The sequence below is a fragment of the Aquiflexum sp. genome, from assembly GCF_041751335.1.
Taxonomy (GTDB): domain Bacteria; phylum Bacteroidota; class Bacteroidia; order Cytophagales; family Cyclobacteriaceae; genus Aquiflexum.
In genome coordinates this window covers 17,485-39,681 of record NZ_JBGSXS010000011.1, presented here as the reverse complement: position 1 = coordinate 39,681, position 22,197 = coordinate 17,485, and the positions used below count along the sequence as shown (strand labels likewise).

21 protein-coding genes are annotated in these 22,197 nt (G+C 38.8%); 14 read left to right on the top strand and 7 right to left on the bottom strand.

Annotated elements, in window-relative coordinates; genetic code table 11:
• Positions 1–246 precede the first annotated feature (246 nt).
• Positions 247–792 (top strand): hypothetical protein, encoded by a 546-nt coding sequence (locus tag ACEW8U_RS00500; protein WP_373520066.1) that lies wholly within the window; start codon positions 247–249, stop codon positions 790–792.
• 113 nt (positions 793–905) lie between these two features.
• On the opposite strand, the gene ACEW8U_RS00495 is transcribed toward ACEW8U_RS00500, so the two are convergent.
• Positions 906–1,328, bottom strand: coding sequence for a nucleoside-diphosphate kinase (locus tag ACEW8U_RS00495; protein ID WP_373520065.1), 423 nt, complete (start codon positions 1,326–1,328; stop codon positions 906–908).
• Positions 1,329–1,517: 189 nt separating this feature from the next.
• On the opposite strand from ACEW8U_RS00495, the gene ACEW8U_RS00490 reads away from it, so the two are divergent.
• Genes ACEW8U_RS00490 through ACEW8U_RS00475 form a run of 4 tightly spaced genes read left to right on the top strand, consistent with a single transcriptional unit; the run spans position 1,518 to position 4,587 of the window.
• Entirely contained in the window at positions 1,518–2,558 is a 1,041-nt protein-coding gene (locus ACEW8U_RS00490) for a bifunctional oligoribonuclease/PAP phosphatase NrnA (RefSeq protein WP_373520064.1), read from the top strand.
• Complete coding sequence (locus ACEW8U_RS00485) at positions 2,545–3,483, top strand: FKBP-type peptidyl-prolyl cis-trans isomerase (protein ID WP_373520063.1); 939 nt, start codon at positions 2,545–2,547, stop codon at positions 3,481–3,483. Before ACEW8U_RS00490 ends, ACEW8U_RS00485 begins: the two co-directional genes overlap by 14 nt.
• 1 nt (position 3,484) lies before the next feature.
• Positions 3,485–4,024 carry an FKBP-type peptidyl-prolyl cis-trans isomerase gene (locus ACEW8U_RS00480; RefSeq protein ID WP_373520062.1) on the top strand — a complete coding sequence of 180 codons (540 nt, stop codon included), beginning with the start codon at positions 3,485–3,487 and terminating at the stop codon, positions 4,022–4,024.
• Positions 4,025–4,038: 14 nt separating this feature from the next.
• Positions 4,039–4,587 carry an FKBP-type peptidyl-prolyl cis-trans isomerase gene (locus ACEW8U_RS00475; protein WP_373520061.1) on the top strand — a complete coding sequence of 183 codons (549 nt, stop codon included), beginning with the start codon at positions 4,039–4,041 and terminating at the stop codon, positions 4,585–4,587.
• A 28-nt stretch (positions 4,588–4,615) separates the two neighbouring features.
• Here the strand turns inward: ACEW8U_RS00475 and ACEW8U_RS00470 are convergent, their stop codons facing one another.
• Entirely contained in the window at positions 4,616–5,212 is a 597-nt protein-coding gene (locus ACEW8U_RS00470; protein WP_373520060.1) for an NnrU family protein, read from the bottom strand.
• 129 nt (positions 5,213–5,341) lie between these two features.
• On the opposite strand from ACEW8U_RS00470, the gene ACEW8U_RS00465 reads away from it, so the two are divergent.
• Together ACEW8U_RS00465 and deoC are read left to right on the top strand one after the other, a co-directional pair.
• On the top strand, positions 5,342–6,577 hold the full coding sequence (locus tag ACEW8U_RS00465; RefSeq protein ID WP_373520059.1) for an NAD(P)-dependent oxidoreductase: 1,236 nt from the start codon (positions 5,342–5,344) through the stop codon (positions 6,575–6,577).
• Positions 6,564–7,229, top strand: coding sequence for a deoxyribose-phosphate aldolase (deoC, locus tag ACEW8U_RS00460; protein WP_373520076.1), 666 nt, complete (start codon positions 6,564–6,566; stop codon positions 7,227–7,229). The genes ACEW8U_RS00465 and deoC overlap by 14 nt, the downstream gene beginning before the upstream one ends.
• On the opposite strand, the gene ACEW8U_RS00455 is transcribed toward deoC, so the two are convergent.
• Positions 7,226–8,416 carry a Na/Pi symporter gene (locus tag ACEW8U_RS00455; RefSeq protein WP_373520058.1) on the bottom strand — a complete coding sequence of 397 codons (1,191 nt, stop codon included), beginning with the start codon at positions 8,414–8,416 and terminating at the stop codon, positions 7,226–7,228. The two genes, deoC and ACEW8U_RS00455, sit on opposite strands and share 4 nt — an antisense overlap.
• A gap of 334 nt (positions 8,417–8,750) precedes the next feature.
• Here ACEW8U_RS00455 and ACEW8U_RS00450 point away from each other — a divergent pair, with 334 nt between their 5' ends.
• The 5 genes from ACEW8U_RS00450 to ACEW8U_RS00430 all read left to right on the top strand — a co-directional run bounded on the left by ACEW8U_RS00450 (position 8,751) and on the right by ACEW8U_RS00430 (position 14,754).
• Positions 8,751–9,884, top strand: a complete 1,134-nt coding sequence (locus ACEW8U_RS00450; RefSeq protein WP_373520057.1) for a hypothetical protein — start codon at positions 8,751–8,753, stop codon at positions 9,882–9,884.
• A 73-nt stretch (positions 9,885–9,957) separates the two neighbouring features.
• Positions 9,958–10,401 carry a nucleoside deaminase gene (locus ACEW8U_RS00445; RefSeq protein WP_373520056.1) on the top strand — a complete coding sequence of 148 codons (444 nt, stop codon included), beginning with the start codon at positions 9,958–9,960 and terminating at the stop codon, positions 10,399–10,401.
• 104 nt (positions 10,402–10,505) lie between these two features.
• The gene (locus ACEW8U_RS00440; protein WP_373520075.1) at positions 10,506–11,108 is read left to right on the top strand and encodes a superoxide dismutase; all 603 of its coding nucleotides are present in this window, start codon (positions 10,506–10,508) and stop codon (positions 11,106–11,108) included.
• Positions 11,109–11,324: 216 nt separating this feature from the next.
• Positions 11,325–13,757, top strand: coding sequence for an outer membrane beta-barrel protein (locus ACEW8U_RS00435; protein WP_373520055.1), 2,433 nt, complete (start codon positions 11,325–11,327; stop codon positions 13,755–13,757).
• A 385-nt stretch (positions 13,758–14,142) separates the two neighbouring features.
• Positions 14,143–14,754, top strand: a complete 612-nt coding sequence (locus ACEW8U_RS00430; RefSeq protein WP_373520054.1) for a serine hydrolase domain-containing protein — start codon at positions 14,143–14,145, stop codon at positions 14,752–14,754.
• A 204-nt stretch (positions 14,755–14,958) separates the two neighbouring features.
• On the opposite strand, the gene ACEW8U_RS00425 is transcribed toward ACEW8U_RS00430, so the two are convergent.
• Together ACEW8U_RS00425 and ACEW8U_RS00420 are read right to left on the bottom strand one after the other, a co-directional pair.
• Positions 14,959–16,653 carry a capsule assembly Wzi family protein gene (locus tag ACEW8U_RS00425; RefSeq protein WP_373520074.1) on the bottom strand — a complete coding sequence of 565 codons (1,695 nt, stop codon included), beginning with the start codon at positions 16,651–16,653 and terminating at the stop codon, positions 14,959–14,961.
• A gap of 8 nt (positions 16,654–16,661) precedes the next feature.
• Complete coding sequence (locus ACEW8U_RS00420; protein ID WP_373520053.1) at positions 16,662–17,201, bottom strand: hypothetical protein; 540 nt, start codon at positions 17,199–17,201, stop codon at positions 16,662–16,664.
• A 365-nt stretch (positions 17,202–17,566) separates the two neighbouring features.
• Between ACEW8U_RS00420 and ACEW8U_RS00415 the strand changes: the two genes are divergently transcribed.
• Together ACEW8U_RS00415 and ACEW8U_RS00410 are read left to right on the top strand one after the other, a co-directional pair.
• The gene (locus ACEW8U_RS00415; protein WP_373520052.1) at positions 17,567–18,628 is read left to right on the top strand and encodes an aminotransferase class I/II-fold pyridoxal phosphate-dependent enzyme; all 1,062 of its coding nucleotides are present in this window, start codon (positions 17,567–17,569) and stop codon (positions 18,626–18,628) included.
• A gap of 286 nt (positions 18,629–18,914) precedes the next feature.
• A complete protein-coding gene (locus ACEW8U_RS00410; protein WP_373520051.1) occupies positions 18,915–20,156 on the top strand; it encodes a serine hydrolase in 1,242 nt (413 codons plus the stop codon).
• A gap of 34 nt (positions 20,157–20,190) precedes the next feature.
• Here ACEW8U_RS00410 and ACEW8U_RS00405 read toward each other — a convergent pair whose 3' ends face one another.
• Both ACEW8U_RS00405 and ACEW8U_RS00400 read right to left on the bottom strand, forming a co-directional pair.
• The gene (locus ACEW8U_RS00405) at positions 20,191–20,928 is read right to left on the bottom strand and encodes a HisA/HisF-related TIM barrel protein (RefSeq protein ID WP_373520050.1); all 738 of its coding nucleotides are present in this window, start codon (positions 20,926–20,928) and stop codon (positions 20,191–20,193) included.
• A 180-nt stretch (positions 20,929–21,108) separates the two neighbouring features.
• Positions 21,109–22,143: a YCF48-related protein gene (locus tag ACEW8U_RS00400; RefSeq protein ID WP_373520049.1), complete on the bottom strand. Its 1,035-nt coding sequence runs from the start codon at positions 22,141–22,143 to the stop codon at positions 21,109–21,111.
• Positions 22,144–22,197 lie beyond the last annotated feature (54 nt).

Sequence of the window (22,197 nt, the reverse complement as noted above, 5' to 3'; positions counted from 1 at the left end):
AGTTATAAAGCAATCAGGGTAAATAGGGTGGTTTAAAGCCATCAGGAGGAAAAAACAGTTGGCAGCATTATTCCAGCAGAAATATATCAATAAAATTTAAAATTCAACTACTCCCTTCTTAACAACGAAAAATATTTTTATTTTCTGAATGTTCAAATCTTTTCTCTCGCTTGCAACGTTGTACCTGTGGCATTAACATCCCATCACCCGAAACCGAGATGCTACCTATGCCAATATTTACACAAAATGGAAATCAGATCTTACAGGCACACCAAAAATTATTGCGAGGAAAATATCTGGCACTTATGCCAACATCCTGATTTGGCAGATTTTTCTAAAAAAGTGCTTTTTGTTTCCAATACTGATAAAAACTGTGCTTTTTATTTTCAGAAAGATTCCGTTGCCGATGCGGCAGTTTGGTGGGACTACCATGTGATTTTGTTGGCTTCCAAAGGCAATGTTGGTCTGATTTATGACCTAGATTCTTCTTTAAATCAACCAACTCCTTTTCGTGATTACCTTATTTTGACCTTCAAAGATCTAGATGGAAAGAACGAATCTTCTCTACCCAAATTCAAGGCAATTGATTCAGTGATCTATCTTTCTGGTTTTTCTTCTGACAGGGCTCACATGAAAGATGCTATTGGCAATTGGATTTTTGAACCGCCTGATTGGCCTCAAATAGGAGATAATATGGACTTACCGATAAAGGAATTAATGGACTTTTCTGAATCAAGTAAGCAACCCATTCTCAATATGAAAGAATTGGTAGTGAACGAAATTGCTGCTTGAGAAAATTTGTATAACCAATACTAAAAAAAAGATACGAACTATTTTGAATCAGTTCAGAAGCACCAAGACTCATGTCGAAAGGCATGGGACTTGGTGTTTCTGAACTGATTAATTTACAAAACCCTTTCAAACTGACTGAAGTAAAAATTGCCTTCAATTGCAGCATTTTCATCTGAGTCAGAACCATGTACGGCATTTGCTTCAATAGATGTTGCAAAAATTTTTCTGATGGTACCTTCCGCAGCATTGGCAGGGTTGGTGGCACCGATCAAATTCCTGAAATCTTCCACAGCATTGTCTTTTTCAAGAATGGCTGCAATGATAGGACCCGAGGACATGTATTTGCAAAGATCAGCGTAAAATGGTCTTTCGTTATGCACTTCATAGAATTTACCCGCTAGTTCGGGAGTTAATTTCGTTGCTTTTAGGGCAACTATTCTAAACCCTGCATCTTCAATCATTTTCAAAATCGCACCGGAATTACCTGCACCAAATGCATCAGGCTTGATCATAGTAAATGTTTTGTTACTTGCCATTGTATTAAAATTTAAGTCTTATTTTCTTTGGCTGCAAAAATAGGGTAATTAGATGAAAGTCCGAATATAGTAAAGAAATTATACCTTATGTTATTCAAAATTAGTCCATTATCCTGATTGGGATTTTTCAAAAATTATCCTGACCTTTGCGGACTATGTTCTTTAAGGAGAACTTGCAAATGCAATCAAATGCGAGAATTAGAGTCATTCATATATAAAATTTCTTCACCCCAAAAAATTGTCATTACTACCCACCACAAGCCTGATGCAGATGCATTAGGTTCTTCATTGGGTTTGGCCAATTTCTTGAAGAAAAAGGGACATGAGGTTACTGTCATTACGCCCTCAGATTACCCTTCCTTCCTCCATTGGATGAAAGGAAACAGTGAAGTGATCAATTTTGAAGATAAAACACAGCAATCAAAAGCGGCGTCCATCATCAATGAAGCCACTATGATTTTTTGTCTGGATTTTTCATGCCCCAAAAGAATGCAGGACATGCAGGACTTGGTTGAAAAATCCCATGCTTACAAGGTAAATATAGACCATCATCAGGATCCGAAAGATTTTACTGACTTTCAGTATTTGAGTACCAAAGCAGCGGCGACCTGTGAACTGGTGTACGAACTGATCGTGGAAATCGGCGACAAAAATCTGATCGACAAAGACATAGCAGAATGTCTCTATGCCGGAATCATGACTGATACAGGTGGATTCAGACATCCTAACACCACTAAAAATGTGCATATGATCACAGCAGAACTGATCGGTATTGGTGCGGATAATTCCAAGATTTCGAGACTGATCTATGATACTAACAGTATCAATAGGTTGAAATTTATCGGATTTGCCATTACCCGGAGGCTGGTAATTATGGAAGATCTGAAAACAGCCTTTTTTGCAATCAGTAAAAAAGACCTCAGAAAGTATAATTCTCAAACCGGAGATACCGAAGGGCTTGTCAACTATGCACTTTCGTTGGGTGGCATAAAAATAGCTGCACTATTTACCGAAAGAGAGGATGGTGTGAAAATTTCATTCAGATCTACAGAAGATGTTGCAGTCAATAAGTTCGCCGCGACCCATTTTGACGGGGGGGGTCATAAAAATGCCTCAGGTGGAAAATCTTCACTTTCCCTTGATGACACAACTGAAAAATTCCAAAAACTCATAAAAGAAAATTATAACATCCTATTTAATCAAGCTGAACTCATTCATGAAAAAAATTAAAAGTTTCCTGTTTTCCGCTGTTATTTTAGTAACAGCTGCCGGTCTTATGTCCTGCAAAAAAACCCAGACTACGTCAGATGGGATAGAATATACTTATATCAAAGAAGGTTCTCAAAAGCCTAAAAACGGGGAGTTTGTCCTATATAATCTTGTAGTGAAAAATGATAAAGATTCAGTCTTTATTTCTACATACGACCAAAATATGCCCGGGTATCTTCAGTTCAATGATTCTCTTCCAAGAGAAAGTGGCATGGATGAGATTTTCCTTAGCCTTAAAAAAGGTGATAGTATCGCATTTGAAGCCAATGCACTGAAAGTTTTTGGTGAAACGAATATGCCATTTTTCCTTGATAAGGAAAAGGATGTTAAAATCCAGATAGGCGTAATTGATGTGTTGGATCAGCAAGGTGTAGAAGCATATTTCACTTCTCTTCAAGAAGCCACCATGAAAAAGCAAGCTGAAAGCGCCATCAAACAATTGGAAACCGATACCCAATTGATTGAAGATTACATCGCTGAAAAAAATATCAAAGCCACCAGGACGGATTCAGGTCTTTACTACGTCATAGAAAAAGAAGGGTCAGGACCAGAGATTGAAAGTGGTGACGTGGCTTTTGTTCATTATGCAGGATTCCTATTGGACGGAACTGTGTTTGATACCAGCATGAAGGAGGTGGCGCAGCAGTCCGGAGTTTATAACGAACAAAGAGACAACGCCGGCGGATACGGCCCATTGGAGGTTGTAGTTGGTCAAGGACGTGTGATTCCGGGATGGGATGAAGGTTTGGGACTCCTCAAAAAAGGTGATAAAGCAAAATTCATTATCCCATCAACATTGGCCTATGGTGAAAGAGAGACAGGCGGAACCATCAAAGCCAACTCTATCCTGATCTTCGACGTAGAGATCACAGATGTACAAAAATAAAATGATGAAAAGATTAAGCGTTATTGTATTCTCGTTTGTTATAGGATTCTCATCCTGTATCTCTGACCGTGAAAATGATCAGATCATATTCCAGAGAAACCTCGTTGACATTGAAAATTACGTAACTGAAAATCCTATTACTTCTGTCAAAGAATTCAATGATCCGACTACAGGGATCAGGATTTATTGGCAGGAGCTTTCCGGAAGCGGTGAATTGGCCGAAATCGGAGATACCCTTTGGGTTGATTATACTGGTAAATTGCTAAATAATTTTGTTTTTGACACATCTATTGACTCCGTAGCTAGGCAGAACAATATGTTCAATCCCAATAGGGACTATGAACCTTTTGTGATGTTGTATGGTTTGACTGGACTGATTGTAGGATTTGAATTTGCATTATCCAAAATGGAAGAAGGAGATATTGCAACCGTTCTCATGCCCGGTCTTTATGGCTATGGGGCCCAGGGTCAAGGTTCCATACCTCCAAATGCACCACTCATTTTTGAGGTAAATTTGTTGGAATTGAGACGTAAAGAGTAAAAGGTAAATTATCCATGAAAAAATTCAATTCCATATTATTTCTACTATTGGTTTTTTTTGTCAGCGTAGCTTGTGAACCAAATAACCCATTTGGTGGTCCGGTTTATGATGTCGAAGGAAATCTTTCAAAAGACAGATTAATCATTGACGAATTTCTTGCAACTGCCCAGATTGACAGTATTTACAGATATCATGATCCTACTGGGGTTGTTGTTATCGTTCAGGAAGAAGGATTAGAAGATAAACCTGTTTCTGGTAATTTACTTTATATTAATTATACAGGTAGCTTGCTAGATGGGTCAGTCTTTGATACCAGCAGAGAAGCTGTAGCCATAGAAAACGATATTTTTGTGGAAGGCAGAAACTACCGATTGTTCCAGTTTACACTAGGATCCTCTGAGGCTATATCGGGGTTCAATTATGGATTTAGGAATTTAAAAAGCGGTTCCAAAGCTGTTTTGATCATTCCTTCACCTTGGGCCTACCGGGACAGCGAAACGAACGAACGCATCCCTCCAAACTCGGTGTTGATGTTTGAAGTGGAATTTAAGGGTATGGAATAATCCTCAACAGTATAAAAAAAGGGCCGTATTAAGCGGTCCTTTTTCTTTTATATGGAGTCAAAGCAGGTATTTCTTTTTGATAATCAATATAGGCTTTTCCAAAAATAGATATCAGTTTTTTTTCTTCAAAATATATTCCAAAAGGAAGATAAACGAGCAACATGAGCAAATGAACTAAAGAGGTCGGGTAGGGTTGGTAAAGAAAATAACCAAAAAAGATCAAAATCAATCCTGCGTAAATCGGATGTCTGATATAGCTGTGAATTCCTTTTGTCATCAATGTTCCCTGGTCTGTTAAGTCATCATGGGCCGATAAGCCAAGAAATTTTTTTCCGCTAAGGTATTTCATGGAACGAACCAATACAATAGTTCCAAATGTCGCTAACATATATCCCAAATAAGTCAACGTGGGACTTTTCCCAAAAAGAATCGATTGCTGAATCCCTGCGGCATAGAACAAAATGACCAACAAATGAAATAAAGCAAATATGGAATAAAACAGCCTGTACCATATGTAATGCCTTCCCATCATTCCTTTGATTTTTCTTTTTATATTGAGGCTTGCTAAGAACGAATGCAAAAAATAGAATAAAACCCAAAGTATTACCAAAATCAGATACGACATGTTGCTTCTTTTTTTACGAATATCCCAAATCAAACATCAAAATGAAAATTTATCCTCAAGTGTGCCTTAGGCACTCAAATGAATATTTAATTTTGATTGTATAATTACCATTTGAATAGCTCCAAATACATGAAGATAGGTTTAATAAAAGAAGGAAAAATACCGGCAGATAAGCGGGTCTCTTTTACCCCGGACCAATTGGCGGCCCTAGCGGAAAAATATGCCGGACAGCTTTCATTTTTTGTAGAGTCGAGTCAAGTAAGATGTTTTACTGATTTGGAATACCAAGAAGCAGGGATTGAGGTGGTATACGACATTTCTTTCTGTGACCTGCTAATGGGAATAAAGGAAGTTCCCATAGAACAACTGATAGAGAATAAAACGTATTTGTTTTTTTCCCACACCATCAAAAAGCAGTCCCACAACCGAAAACTTCTCCAAGCTATTTTGGAGAAAAATATATCTCTCATCGACTATGAACTACTTAAAGACCAACAGGGTAATCGGACAGTGGCTTTTGGAAGATGGGCAGGTATTGTGGGGGCATATAATGGACTTTGGACTTATGGACAAAAAAGCGGTCTTTTTGATTTGAAACGTGCGTTTGAATGTTTTGATAGGGAAGAAATCAAAAGGGAGTTGCGCAAAGTGCAGCTGCCGCCAATCAAAATAGTAGTGACCGGAACAGGAAGAGTGGCAAAAGGCGTAAAGGAGGTTTTGGATGAAGTCGGCATCAGGTCTGTACAACAAAAAGATTTTCTGGTTCAATATTTTGATGAACCTGTTTATACAGTATTGAGTGGAAGTGATTATAACCGTAGGAAAACCGATGGAGGATTTGACAAAGAAGAGTTTTATAATTCACCTGATAAATATGAAAGTCATTTTCTCAAATATACAGAAGTAAGCGATATTCTAATTGCAGCAGCATATTGGGATCATCGTGCACCAAAACTCTTCCAATTGGAAGATCTCCGCTCAGAAGATTTCTCTCTTTCGGTCATCGCTGATATTACCTGTGATATAAATGGTTCCGTACCAACTACATTGAGAGTCAGCACCATAGCTGATCCTGTATTCGATATTGACAGGGATACATTTACAGAATTACCAGCATTTGGAAAGCAAACGAGTATTTCTGTTATGGCAATCGACAATCTCCCTACAGAACTGCCAAGAGACGCTTCAGACGAGTTTGGATCACAATTGACAACCCACTTTATACCTGAATTGCTCCAAGAAAAGTCTTCGGTTTTGGAAAAAGCCACAATCACCAAAGATGGAGACCTCACCATCGAGTTTATCTACCTGAAAGATTACGTGGATGAAAGGGAAAATTTTGAAAAAGACGATGAAGAATATTGAAAGATATATAGAGCAGACCGTCCTTAAGGTAGAGACTATAGATATAGATATCGAAAATCTGGTGAAGGATGCCAAGACTTATGGTTTTATAGGAATATGTGTTCCTCCCTTTTGGGTAAAAAAAGCAAAAAGAGAAATCGGGGATTCAGATATCCAATTGGTCAGTGTGGCAGGATTTCCTTTGGGCTATAACCTTACTGAGGTGAAGCTATTTGAAGCGGAGCAATTGATCAAAAACGGGGCCGATGAAATAGATGTAGTTTGGTCCATAACAGCTTTCAAAGCAGGAATGAACTGGCCAAAGATAGAGCTGGCAAAAATGTCACAATTATGCCATGATCAAGAAAAAATCCTTAAAGTAATTATTGAGACGGCTTATCTCAATAATGAAGATATCATCAAAGCCTGCGAAATCTGTGCTGATGCAGGAGTTGATTATGTGAAGACCTCTACTGGATTTGCTCCTGCAGGGGCAAAAGTTGAACATATTGCCCTTATGCGCGAACACCTGCCCAGTAATGTGGGTATCAAGGCAAGCGGAGGAATCAAATCTCTGGATCAGGCAGTAAACCTCATCAAAGCTGGGGCGGACAGACTTGGAACGAGTTCGGGCGTTCAGATTGTAAATGATGCGAGGAAAGCTATTTTTTAATTATCACCTGGATTTTTGACAATTATTTCTGTCTTAGGTGATTGGGTTTTGTCTTTTCCCATATTTGAGAAACTGTCGTCTTTGTTAAAATAGATTAACAGAAAAGGAACGAGGAAAAAAGTCAATATTATATAGGCGAAGCCCACTATCCTGGATTTGACAGATTCTTTGCCCAAAAATGTAGCAATTTTTACTGGAATATTTCGAACTCCTGAAAAGGGCATAAAAATCAATGCCCCAAATAAATTGAACAGGAAGTGAACGATCGCGATGCTGATGGCAGCGTCTGTCTTGTAAATGGCTGCAATAGCAGCTGTGATGGTGGTCCCGATATTGGCACCGATAATGAAGGGAAAAACTTTCACCAAAGATACTTTCCTATTAGCTACTGCAGGCACAATAAGAGAAGTGGTGACAGTACTTGACTGAACAGCAGCAGTAAAAAACATCCCATATAGAAATGCGACATAGGGTCGTCTGAAAATATGTTTGCTGAGATTATTATAATTTTTGGAAACAAAAGTTTTAAAAACTGTTACTGATAAGTACTTAATGGATACAAAAACCAACACCACTGCAATCACCAAGCTAATAATGGGACTATTTATAAAATCAACAATCCAATTGGTGAGCGGTCTGGTAAATAAGATGTTGTAAGTAAATTGTACCTCATAATTCTGGTTTTGATCGAAAAAAGTACTGGTAAGAAAAAGGGCTGATTTACTTAAAAAACCAAAATATATTTCCAAAGGCAATAAAATGATCACCGTGAGGATATTGAAAATATCGTGCAATACTCCAGCCGAAAGTGCCTTACGGAACTCGCCTTTCTTCATGATAAATGAAAAGGCCACCAAAGTACTCGTAATGGTAGTCCCAATATTTGCTCCCATTACCAAGGGAACTGCTTGAATTAAACTTAGGTTACCCGAGGCCACTACAGCAACTATCATAGCAGTAACTGTGGAACTGCTTTGAATCAGGGCAGTCATCAAGAGTCCCACAAAAAGACCCACGAAGGGATTATTGGTAGCCTGAAATAAATCCTCCGCCAATTGATTGTTTATCCTGACCATTGACATAGTCAGCAGATCAATAGAAAACATAAACAGTACAAATGCAAGCAGCATCTGAATAAAGGTCAAGACCTTGTTTGGCTGTAAAAGGGATTTTTTCAGTTCGGTCATTTATACAAAAACCCCTTGCGGAAAGGGGTCAGATTCCTGTTAAATCAAATGCAAAGTAACTGTAAACCCAATTAATAAGATGGGTTTTGATATGAAACTTTTGTTAATATTAAAATAAAGTTCGATGTACACCATAGTCGGTAATGAAAACCTAAATATTTGCCCGGATTCTTTTTTGGCTATAAAATTTGTATTAATATCAACTTTCTGTTTTCAAATCAGTTGTTTTATAAAAATAATCAAAAATCTCTGGCTTAACAATTTCTTAATATATAAGCCAAATAATCTTCTTTAAATTTGCATAGGAATAAGAATAATTTCTACCCACCCATTTATGGCCAAACTTAAAGACCAAAACATCAATCAGGACGCACTTTCCAAAGCGGCTTATTCACTTTTTGATTTCACAAAGAAAGAAAAATCTTTTTTGTTGGTTGTCTGTATTTTGATTTCAATTGCCGGAATCATAACGCCTTACACTTACTTGGCCATGTGGTTTGGTTTTTTCCTTGCTGCATATTCTGCCATAGCCAATGACAGTATTCAAACCATAGGCACTTTCATTGCCTCCAATCAGACCAGAAAATGGTACTGGCTTTGGTTATTCATGGGATTGATATTTGTTGGGACGGTAACATACAGTTGGTTTGTTTTTGACGGGGATGTCACCTATCAGAGACTTCAGGTTCCTGGATTGGACCGAGCTCCCGAAAATTTTGTTTTCTTGCAACTTGCGGCGCCTATTGTTCTCTTAGTAATGACAAGGATGAGAATGCCGGTTTCTACGACTTTTCTTTTATTGAATGTATTTACCTACAAGGCAGGAACCATTCTGGATGTGATGCAAAAATCATTTTTAGGCTACCTCCTTGCATTTGTTATTGCAATTATTGTTTGGTATATCTTAGAGAAGTTTGTGGAAACTTATCTCAAAGGACAAGCAAAACCATATTGGTATATTTTACAATGGATAACCTCCGGTACCCTGTGGGCTGTATGGATTATGCAAGATGCAGCTAACATTGCTGTTTTCCTTCCAAGACAACTGAATGTTTGGGAGTTTTTAGGTTACACTGGATTTGTATTCTTAGGCCTAGGCTTTTTGTTTTATGTGAAAGGTGACAGGATACAGTCTATTGTCAATGAAAAAACACGTGTTACTGACGTCAGGGCTGCTACCTTGGTGGATTTTGTTTATGCAATCATTTTGTTCTATTTCAAAATGCTGAACAATGTACCAATGAGTACCACTTGGGTGTTCATCGGATTATTGGGAGGAAGGGAATTGGCAATTGCATTGGCAAAATCCAAAAAATTTGAAAAAAGAAAAGCACGTCTGTTCCATGCATTTTACCTTGCTAGAAAGGATCTTTTAAAAGCGACCATCGGCCTTTTGGTATCACTTATTTTGGCTTTGATCATCAATGATGGTGTAAGGAAAGAAGTCTTTGACCTGTTTAGGTGGTAAAATATAAATTTCAAAAAGGTGTAGTTTTGGAAAAAGACTACACCTTTTTATTTTTAGAGACTTACTTTGCGACATGGAATTATATTCGGACAGATACTTTATGAATGAGGCCATGAAAATGGCCAAGATAGCCTTTGAAGAAGACGAAATTCCAGTCGGGGCCATTATCGTTTGCCGGAACAAAATCATAGCCCGTGCCTACAACCAAACAGAAAAACTGACTGATGTGACTGCACATGCGGAAATTTTGGCAATCACCTCTGCTGAAAATGCCTTAGGAGCAAAATATCTCAATGAATGCAAAATGTATGTCACCCTCGAACCTTGTGCCATGTGTGCGGGTGCAAGCTTCTGGGCCCAATTGGGAGAAATTCATTTTGCGGCCAATGATCCAAAAAGAGGATTTTCAAGGCTTAGTGAAAACCTGCTACATCCCAAAACCAAAGTCCAATCAGGTCTAATGGCAGAAGAATCCAAACAACTTTTGGATGATTTTTTTAAAAAACTAAGAAACTGAATCCTTTTTGAGGATTTCAGAACCATTTTTCCCTTTTGATGGTTGCTTAATCGTGACAATCACAAAGAAATTATTTAATGTTTAACCATAAACCTTTAGAAAAAATGGCTTTTGAACTTCCTAAATTACCTTATGATTTTAATGCGCTAGAGCCGCATATTGATGCAAAAACGATGGAAATCCATCATGGCAAACACCACAATGGCTATGTGACCAATCTGAACAATGCGGTAGCAGGGACAGAAATGGAAGGCAAAACCTTGGAAGAGTTGATGAAATCAGTCGGGTCAAATGCAGCTGTAAGAAACAATGGTGGTGGTCACTACAACCACAGCTTATTTTGGACTGTACTTTCCCCTAAAGGTGGTGGAAGTCCAAGTGGTGAATTGGCTGCAGCCATTAATGCAAAGTTCGGTTCTTTGGATGCACTCAAAGAGGAATTTGGAAAAGCTGCTGCAACAAGATTCGGTTCCGGATGGGCATGGTTATCTGTTGTTAACGGTGAATTGGTAGTCAGTTCTACTCCTAACCAAGACAATCCTTTAATGGATGTTGCAGAGGTTAAAGGAACACCAATATTGGGTTTGGACGTTTGGGAACATGCATACTACTTAAATTATCAGAACAGAAGACCTGATTATGTTTCAGCTTTTTGGAATGTAGTTAATTGGGACGAAGTGGCAAAAAGATTTTCGGCTGCCAAATAAGCATCTAAAAATTTATTGAATAGAAAAAGCCTTGAAATTAGAACTTTCAAGGCTTTTTTGTATCCCAACCGAACGGTATTTATGTTCGATATTGAAACAGTCGATTTATATTCATAATTCATAACCGATTGTATTTCAATTAATTGTAAATAAATATAGGTCTTGGCATTTTATTTTCAATAGAGGTGGTACAGTACAATGAAAACTAAACCAACTATGAAAATTTCAACCCAGATTTTTGCTGCCCTGTTCCTGTTTTTTTTAGGAATGAGCAATCTTGCCGCCAAAGAAGTGGCCCACATCAAGGGACAGGTTAAAGACCAAAAAGGAGAAATCCTTCCCTTTGTTAATGTTGCATTGATAGAAGCTGGCAATGGAATATTGCTGACAGGTTCTGTAACCGATGAAAATGGTATGTTCCTCATTGAATCATCCCGATCAGGGAAGGTGCAATTGGTGATTTCATCCATTGGTTTTGAAACTTTTAAATCGGAAGCATTCGATATCCAACCTGGATTCTCAAAAGACTTTGGTGCACTTTCCATCAAAGAAGAAGTCGGAAATTTGAAGGAGGTGACTGTCAGGTCCACCAGGCCTGAGATAATCGTGGAAGCGGATAAAACAACCATCAACGTGGAAGGTACGGTCATGGCTGAAGGAAATACCGCATTGGATGTGATCTCAAGGTCCCCCGGAGTGTATGTCGATGAAAATGACAATATTAACCTGAACGGAAGATCTGGAGTCACAGTTATGATCAATGACCGTCAGACCTACATGAGTGCCAATGATCTCGCCAGTTTCCTTAGGGCAATGCCCGCAGAAAACATCAAAAGCATTGAGATCATCAACAATCCTACTTCACGTTTCGATGCAGAAGGTACAGCAGGGGTCATCAATATCAGGCTTAAGAAAAACAATATTGATGGGATGTTTGGAAACGTTCAGCTTGGAGGTCTTTACAATGGCCTATTTGCACCCAATACAGGTTTAAGCCTTAATGTTAAAAAGGGGAAATGGACCAACATGGCAAACCTGAATTACAGTGAATTCAACTTCCACAATGACCTGAATATCAATCGGAATTTCCAGTTGGATCAGGGATTATCAAATTTTGACCAGAATAGCAGAATCACCATGAAAAGCAGAAACCTGTTTTTTACTGGTGGGTCGGATTATGAGATCAATTCCAACCATAGCGTGGGTGTCAGTATTCAAGCTTCCCAAAGGAATGGGGCGGACGTAGGCAATTCATTGACAGAGATCAACAACCCCGGAACAGATGACCTCTTCTTTATCAGATCCTTGAATGATTCTGACTCAAAAAGTGATAGGGTTTTTGGTAATTTCCACTATGTAGGTATTCTGGATTCCACAGGTACCAAAATCACCACAGATGTGGATTATACCAAAATGAGGTCTAATAGTAATGCGCTTTTGACCAACAACAATTGGATCAATGAATTGGAGCAGCAATCCAACAGAGATTATATCCTGACCTTGAATGAAATGGATTATAGCATTTTGACAGCTAAAGCTGATTTCACAAAGCCCTTTGGCAAAGGAAGGGTCTTGGAGACCGGAGTGAAGGGAAGTTGGGTAAAATCTGACAACGTACTTGATCTCAGCAAGGCGGTAGAAGAAGAACCTTTTTCGCCAGATCCCAACAGCAACCATTTCATCTATGAAGAAAATGTACTGGCAGCTTATGCATCCTACAAAAGCAAATTTTCAGAAAAAGTAAGCTTTCAGGCCGGTTTAAGAACAGAATATTCAGACATTACGGGTACTTCCATCACCTTGGGTAGGGTGGACAAGCAAAACTATATAGATCTTTTCCCAAGTTTTTTTGTACAGCAGCAAGTGACAAAAGACTATCAGATCATCTACAATGCCAACAGAAGGATAGCCAGGCCAAACTACAGACTTTTGAACCCTTTTGTGTATTATATTGATCCGCTTACCACCGAACAAGGAAACCCTAATTTGAGACCACAGTATGCACATAACTTGGAGATGAACCATGTCATCAAAGGTGCTTACCAGTTTACTTTGGGTTATTCCTTGACCAATGATGTATTTCAGCAGATTTTCACACAGGATGAAGAATCCAGAACCACAACTACTTACACAGCCAATCTTGACAAATCCCAAAACTGGAATTTCAGGACGATGATCCCGGTAGAAATCAGGCCATGGTGGAATACCAGTAACATGATTCAAGTGAACAATTCCAGGTGGAAATCTATGATTGGAGATGCGCTGCTCGATGTGTCTCAGACTTCTTTGACCTTGAGATCGCAACATACCATCAATTTACCCGCAGGATTCAAGGCTGAAGTAATGGGGATGTATATTGGTCCCTCACAGTATGGACAGGCTACTATCAAAGGCTTTGCATGGATGGATGCAGGCCTTACCAAATCCATCATGAAGGATAAAATGACCTTAACCCTTAATGGTACGGATTTATTTAGAAGTCAATTTATAAGGGCTGCGGTTCAATTTGATAATATCGACACCAAATTCGAGCAATATAGAAATACCCAAGGAGTAAGATTCACACTCAGGTATAAATTTGCCCAAGGAGAAAGCTTCAGGGTTTCAAACAGAAGTGGCAGTACAGAAGAAAGAAACAGATTAGATTAATTTTTCACGGAGTGGTATTTCAAGTTTCTTGAAATACCACTCCGTAGAAAATTATATATTGGTAATTTAAATATTCCCTACTTTGTCAAATTAATTATTGAAGGAAGAAACCTGTAAGGATTAAGAGGTGAACTTGCAACAGATTCAAAGTATAATGGCTAAAACCTGGCAGTTTTTTAGCCCCTTCCCAAAATGAAAAAGTACGATTAATACGAACAATCCATCAATTTTAATGCGGCTTTAGCCCATTCTAAAATAAATTCAATTCTTAATTGGGCTTTATCCAAAAAGAATATGGCTAATACTCAAAAATTATAAAATCAAACGTAACTCACTTGTCATTTATAATTCCTGTTAGTTTTAATGTCAGAATAACCTCCAAAAAATGAGAAAGATCTTATCAATCATATTTATCAGTTTCATTACGGGGTCTGTTTCAGCACAAGAGTTTGACCATGAAAAATTGGACAATTACTTTGAAACTTTGGCTGCCAATAATAAACTAATGGGAAGTATTACCATGGCCAATGAAGGTGAAATTATTTATCAAAAGGCTTTTGGTTTTGCAGAGGTCGATCAACAAATCCCTCTAAGTACTGATAGCCGTTTTAGGGTAGGCTCTATTTCAAAAATGTTTACATCCGCTCTTATTTTAAAGGCAATAGAAGAGGAGAAAATTAAACTGGATCAAAAAATTGATGCGTTTTATCCTGAGATCGAGAATTCTGAAATCATCAGTATCAGTCAATTGATGAATCACAGAAGTGGAGTTCACAGTTTTACTTCTGACCCTGATTATTTGACTTGGCACACGGCACCAAAATCAAGAAAAAGCCTTTACAGCATTATCATTCATGGGGGAAGCGATTTTGAACCAGACAGTAAAGCGGATTACAGCAATTCAAACTATGTACTGCTGACCTGGATTCTGGAAGACATTTATGGTTTCCAAATAAGCCGAATGAAAACCTTCAAACATCCCAAAAGAGATTCTTAATTTCGCTGGAAGCTTATTCTAAATTTAAGACTTTCAAAAAGCTTCATTCAGAATGACGGATCTTCGCCCATCTGAGTATCTTCTTCACTCACATTCTCGAGGTTGAAGACTTGAAGTGCAGAAATCCCTTTTCTCGTGTCTTCTGTCTCCCGTCTCCCGTCTTTTTTCAACATCGGTCATCCGACATCGTCAACTTCGGACTTCCTACTTCAAAATATAGCTCACCCCAAAATTAGCCACCACGTTCTTTTTGTCCAAGCCAGGTACAAAATAGATGTCAGGGATATTTTCGAGATACCATTTGTAGTTCAGTGTACTGACCATCTGAAGATTGGCATTCACCAGCAGGTTTCCAAAGCGCCAATCCGCTATTAAAGAGGGCACTAAATCCACATATTTATTCCTCCAATCTTTGGATGCCTCAAACCGGAAATAGTAAAAATCATTGTTGTAAACAATGCGTTCGAAATGGAATGCTACCCTGTTGAAATCTTTAACCCAGGCTATTTCTGCCCAATTGACATTGGCTGCAGGACCATAACCCATTCCCAAAACCTGACCCTGATGGGTATAGCCATGGCGAACATGGTTATGTATATACCAGGTGTCCAAGTCACGGATACTTTGCCTGATAGTCTGTCCGGTCTGTGTCATTTCAGCACTGAACTGAATGAATTGCTTCTCCCATTTTAAAGGCATCAGATTGGAAAAGCCGAAAGTAAACCCTCTGTTCTTCTCAGGAGTGATCATAAAATCCATCAATCTCCTACTGTTGCCATTGGTGCCATACTCACCGTAAAATTCAAAATGTCCCTCAGCACTCATCCACCTGAAAAATCCGGAACTAAACTGCTGTCTTTTGTTTCTATCAGGATTATAAACATTGTTGAGCTTCTTTTCGCCATTGAATATCGGCAGATAATCATCAAAACTGTCCATATCTGCCCTATACATGTGATTGACGGAAGCATAACCCAAGGACAGTCCGGGAACCCACTTTGGCTGATAGGAGAAAATAAGACCAGAGAGATACCTATTTCCATCTGCACTTTTCGGCAAGAAGACATCATTGTTCTGAAATCTAAAATCTGAATGAGGAGGAAGATGGTCTGTACTTTTCAAAAATCCAGAGATCATCTGCCATTCAAAATCACCGATCTTGGTTTCTATTGGCTTTTGGGTATTCAAAGTAAAATGTAGAAAACCCGGGGCATTGTTGCTCATGATAAGAGAAGTTCTTTTTCCCGGTCCCCACCATAAATTTTCAGTAGATAGTCCAAATGAAACGCCATTGTGGTTGAAGCGAATACTTGACTGACCTCCCAGTAGCCGGATATAAGCCGCTGCCCCAAACCTTTCCGGCATATCGATCCGGTTGAGGTATTCATAATAATAGAGAATGGTAGATTGATGTTCTATTGGAAAACCTTGAAATTCTCTGTTTTCAGCAATAATGATTTCCGGTTGGAGCTGAATACTGAGTTTTCCATATTGAGCAAATACCCCGGCGCTGATTACATTTTGCATTCCTCTGTTGGGGATCATGGCCCCATTGTTCTGGCCAAAGGCATAATGTGAATTGTACTGGAATCTGTTGGTGAAAGGTAGCGTTAGAATTTTGACTTTTTCTTTCTCATCTAAAAACCCATGAAACTCTGACTTCCCAAAAGCCACAAATGAATCATCAAGATCAAATCCAATTTCCTTGTCAAAAGCATAGACTGGATATAATGGACGGATATTAAATGAAGTTTTGTCACTCAGTTCTCCAAGCAACTGCATTCTTCGCATATATTCCTCCAACACGGGTGAACCCACAGGTACTGTTTGGGCAAGGGCAGCTGAAGTAGCAAGAAGAAAGAGAAATAGAAAGATATATAATTTGCAGTTGGTCTTCATATCCTTGGTCATAGTACCACATAGGTTGACAACTCAATTTTTCCTACAGACCAGCTTTCATCACATTTCGGATCAGGACTGTTGGTTTGCATCAATTCATCCCCCAATGTGATTTTTGCATTTGGACCCTCATGTTTAATCAATCTAGTTACACGGTATTTTGAAGTACCATTGGGTGTTCCCTTCAAATGACAAAGACCGGGAAGAATTGTTTGTATGGCACCTTCCTTTGGCAGATTCTGCCTGAAAAAGTCATGTGGAAAGGATTGTCTTATACAATAAGTTGATTCACAGGGACTGTTTGAAAATGTGGTCCTCAAAACTTCTTCACCATCTACTTTCATAAACCAATAGTCGGGACCACTGAAACCTTCATCTAAATTGCCATCCCAACTGTCATGGATAAACAACTCAATGGTCACCCTTACTACATTGTGGTAAGGAAGACCGGGTATGGTAACAGATACTTCTTCATTATTATAATTCCCTAAGAGCGTATCGTTTTGAAAAATAAAAAGCCTTCCATTTTCAAAATTATGCAGGTCCATTTTTGAAAAATCATTGGAGTAAATGTTTTCAAAGCTTTCGCAACCACAAAGCGAATCCTGACAGGAATTTAATGTCAGCGATACTAATAAGAGAAGTAGTACGAAAAGGTGATAATACTTAAACCGAAGGGACATGGGGTAATAATAGGAAGCTAAATGAAGAACTGAATCTCACAAGTGTATAATCAGCATACAAATAAATGAAAATTAAACCGAAAAAGGCATATTTTTAAGAGAGTTTGTACTTGTCCACCAACTTTATCTCATTTGTTTGACGTGTGAATTACTTATTCTTTATTTACTTTTGATCTTTTGAATTTCAAGACAGTTTTGTCCTATAAAAGCCAAGCTAAAAAATTTAATCCATGATAGGTCCCTTTGAGTTAAATTCCAGAATAAATAGAACGGTCAACTATCAGGGTTCAGAATATCTGTTTTTCAGCGGTACGGCTTACTTGGGAATGGGTAATGTTCCCGAATTTGAAAAATTGATCATTGAAGGAATCACCAAATATGGCATCAGCCATGGGATGAGCAGGATCAACAATGTCAGGTTACATGTTTATCATCAATTTGAAACATTTTTTGCTGAAAGAGCCGGGGCAGAAAAATCCTTGGTTTGGAGCAGTGGTTTTCTGGCTGGCATGGCAGCAGTACAGTTCTTAGCCAAACAAGCAGACCATATATATGTCGGTCCTGATACCCATCCGGCCATTTTACCGGAAGGAATTACTCCTGATCCTTTTTCGGACCATATAACTTGGGCAGAATACTGTATAAAGAGTAGTGAAGAACTGCCCAGTTCGAAAATTCTGATTTTGGCCAATGCAGTAGATCCATTAAAACCAACAGTCCATCAGTTTGATTGGATCAAAGACCTTCCTGATAAACATGATTATACCTTATTGATAGATGACAGTCATGCTTTTGGGGTATTGGGTAATGGGATCTATGGTACATATAGTAAATGGAAGCATTTACCAGTCCGACTATTGGTTTCAGGTTCGCTAAACAAGGGTTTGTCCTTGCCAGCAGGAATATTGCTGGGAGATTCTACAACAATTGATAAAATTGCTGCAATCAATATTTTCAGGTCCTCTTCGCCACCTGCGCCGGGATATTTGCAGGCTTTTCTTCAAGCTGAGCACCTTTATCAAGTACAGCAACAAAAACTGACAGAAAATATCAGGTTGTTCCAGAATTTGATCAGCGATTTAAATTGTTTCAATTATACAGAAACATATCCTGTTTTTTCATTTCAAGATCAATCATGGCCGGAAATATTATTCCAAAATGGTATCCTGATATCCTCTTTTCCTTATCCAAACCCCACCGATCCGCTCACCAACAGGATCGTAGTATCGGCTGCCCACCACCCCGCAGATCTGATCCGATTACATAAAGTGATATCCGGTTTGGGAGAATGATGAAATTTGATTTAATTGGTTAGGATTTTAGTAATTCTGCAAGTAGGGCTAATTCCACCAAATGGCCTCGGCAAGCTCGGCCACCGGAAATGATGTTTTGTAGAGGAATGAGGGAAAGTGCGGCAAAGCCGCACTTTCCCTCATTCCTCAATGTACTGAACCCCGAGCTTGCCGAGGGGTAATTAAAATATACTTCAATAACTTGTATCATTCCAGAGATTCAGGTCAGGTAATATCCAACCCGTCTCCTGAAGATAAGTATCAATAATTATCAAAATTTCATCTCATGCCTCTCAAAAGTAATTCCTTTAACCTATTAATCTGCCTCTCTATTCTTTTATCCTGCCAACCCCAAGACCAAAAACCATTCGAAGACATTCCTGATACCTATCCTGTCCTAAAAATGGTTCTCCAAAGCCCGGATTCATTTCAGGTGCAAATTCTCTACACCCAGATCAACAGGAATGTAAATAATGAGCCTTCGTTCAGGGATTTTGATTTTAGACTTGATAATGATAAATATTTCTATCCCGCCAGCACTGTCAAATTGCCTGTAGCCATTTTAGCACTTGAATGGCTTGGTGAACAAAATCTAAAAGGGCTTACGGCACAAAGCGTGATGCTGTCTGATTCAGTCCGGCCTTCACAATTGCCGGCATATTATGACAGCACCGCCATAAACCTCATGCCCAGTATCGCGCACTATATCAGAAAAATCCTGCTAGTCAGTGATAATGATGCCTATAACCGGCTCTATGAACTTTTGGGTCAGGACTATATCAATTCCAAAATGAAGGAAAAAGGTATGAACCATTCTGTGATCAACCATAGATTGAGTATGCCGATGAGTGAAGAGGAAAACAGGTATTTTAATCCCATTAGTTTCCTAGATGAGTCAGGTGAAATCATTCTTGAAATACCAGAACGAAAGACGGATAAGATCTATTCCAACCTTGATCATCCTAAAATCGGAAAAGCCTATTATAGTAAAGGGGAATTGATTGAAGAGTCAATGGACTTTACCTTTAAAAATAAATTTGCCCTATCGGACCTTCATGGGGTGGTCAAAAGAATTGTATTTCCTGAGACTTTTGCTCCAAACGAGCGTTTCAACATTTCTGAAGAAGACAGGAAATTTATTCTCCAATACATGTCCATGCTGCCCGGAGAAAGTGATTATCCCAAATATGAGCTGCCTGAATACTACGACAGCTATTCCAAGTTCTTCAAGTTCGGCACTGATAAAAGCCCAATTCCTGCCCACTTCAGGATTTTCAATAAAACCGGAAATGCCTATGGTCATCTTTTGGATGGGTCATATTTTGTCGACTTTGAAAACGGCGTTGAGTTTTTTGTGACTGCCGTTATTTACTCTAATTCCAATGAAACGTTGAATGATGATACCTATGAATATGAAGAAATTGCATTTCCGTTTTTTGCAGAGTTGGGCGAGTATCTTTATCAATTGGAATTGAAAAGGGAAAAAGAAAGGAAGCCAGTGCTCTCGGAATTAAAAATGGATTATTGAGTTTATTAGATAAAAAAAAGCTGGTCTACCCAGCTTAAACATTCTCTGCCATGAACTTATCCAAATCCTCTAAACTGATGAGGTTCTCATAATAAGCCCTTCCGAATACTACGGCAGTGACTCCCATGTCCTTCAGTTTTTTGAAGTCATCAATGCTTCTGACACCCCCGCTTGCTGCCAGGTGAATGCCGGGAAATTTGCCGACGATTTTTTTGTACAATTCAAAGTTCGGACCTTCCATCACTCCGTCCCGAGTCACATCAGATACTTTCAAGTATTTAAGGCCTCTTTCGTAGAAGAACTCAATGTGTTCAAAAAGATCAATTTCTGTTTTTTTCAGCCATCCCCTTGTTTTGATTTTCAGATCAGCAGGGTTGGTATCCGCAGCAAGGATGATTTTTTCTCTGCCATAAGAAACAAGCCATTGGGCAAATCTTTCAGGATAAGAAGCCGCAACAGAAGCTGCAGTTATTGTTTTTGCACCAAATTCAAATGCCTTGAGTACATCTCCATCAGTAGAAATTCCTCCTGTGAAATCCACAATCAGGTCAGTATATCCGGCTATGGCTTCCAAAATATGGTAATTCTTGGGTTCTCCTCTTCGTGCCCCATCCAGGTCTACTAAATGCAACCATTTGATACCATGGTCTTCAAATGCTTTGGCTATTTCCAAAGGATTGTTGGAAATCACTTCTTGGGTTGCAAAATCACCCCTTTTTAAACGGACACATTTACCGTTGATCAGCCAGATAGATGGGATAATATCAAACATAGTTATACAATTCAATAGGTTTAAAAAGGATTTCTTATGTACTGGGATTTGATCAGGTTCTGGAATGAATTGTTCACTGATCGGATTTAAAGATAATACAAGAAAGGAGAATTTGGCAACCCTCCACCAAAATGTTTGGTAAATTTACCGTTCACCACAACCAATCAAATACTTAAATTTTCAATAAACCAATTTTGCCACAGTCCCATTACTACCAGAGGCCCAAATGGAAGTGCTTGTTTTGTCCAATTTAACAGCATGAAAACCATCATCTGAAAATAGTACCCAGTTTTCTCCACCGTCTTTGGAAAAATCAGATCCATTGGGTCCGACACATATCAACCAATGAAATCTTTGGAAATACTGAACCCCGGACCTGAAGCCTGAAGGGGCCTGACCTTCGCCTAAACGCCAGGTTTTTCCATTATCAACAGAAATGACAAAATTTTTACCTACTCCTTCAATCTTCAAAAAATCTCCTCCTACTCCTACCATTACCCCACCTCCGATTTTCGCCAATGAAAATATCCCCTGAGAATCTTTTTCCTGAATGATGGGGGTATCATAGGTATTCCAATGGTAGCCATTATCTGAAGAATGGTAAATCTTACTTGCATTGCCTGCACTTGCAAACCAGATATTGTCATAATCCACCAAAATGCCGGAACCACTCGCTGCAAAAGAGCCGCCACCTATTGGACCATCAGGTGACAATTCCAGTACCTTCCAAGTATCACCCTCATCTTTGGTTTCCAATAAAGCCCATTTGCCATTTACAACATCGCCAACGGCATAGCCCTTGGTATGGATAAATGCCATTCCGTCAAAAAAATCATCTGTTGTTCCTTGAAATTTTTTCTCCCAAGTTTTGCCTCCATCAATGGTTTTATAAATTACTGCAGGCTGACCCGCTGAAAGCACTATTGCAGTATTTGCATCTATCGCCTCAATATCTCTAAAATCTACTGTATCCATGCCTGCGACTATGCCAGATTCCCAAGTTTCTCCACCATCCAGTGTCCTTAGCCAAGTCCCGTTGGATCCACTTGCCCAAACAATCTGATCAGTCAAAGGCGATAAACCCCTGATTGATGATTGGGTTGAAGTATTCTTTTTTTCCCATCCTGCTGGAACATCGGGAACCTTGATTTTTTTTTCTTCACTACAGGATAATAGGCCAAGGATAAGGAAAAGAGATAATAGATATTTGGTCATAGTAAATGTCCTGATTTTAAAACTTTCCCAGGTAATTTCAAAGTTCGTCTTTTT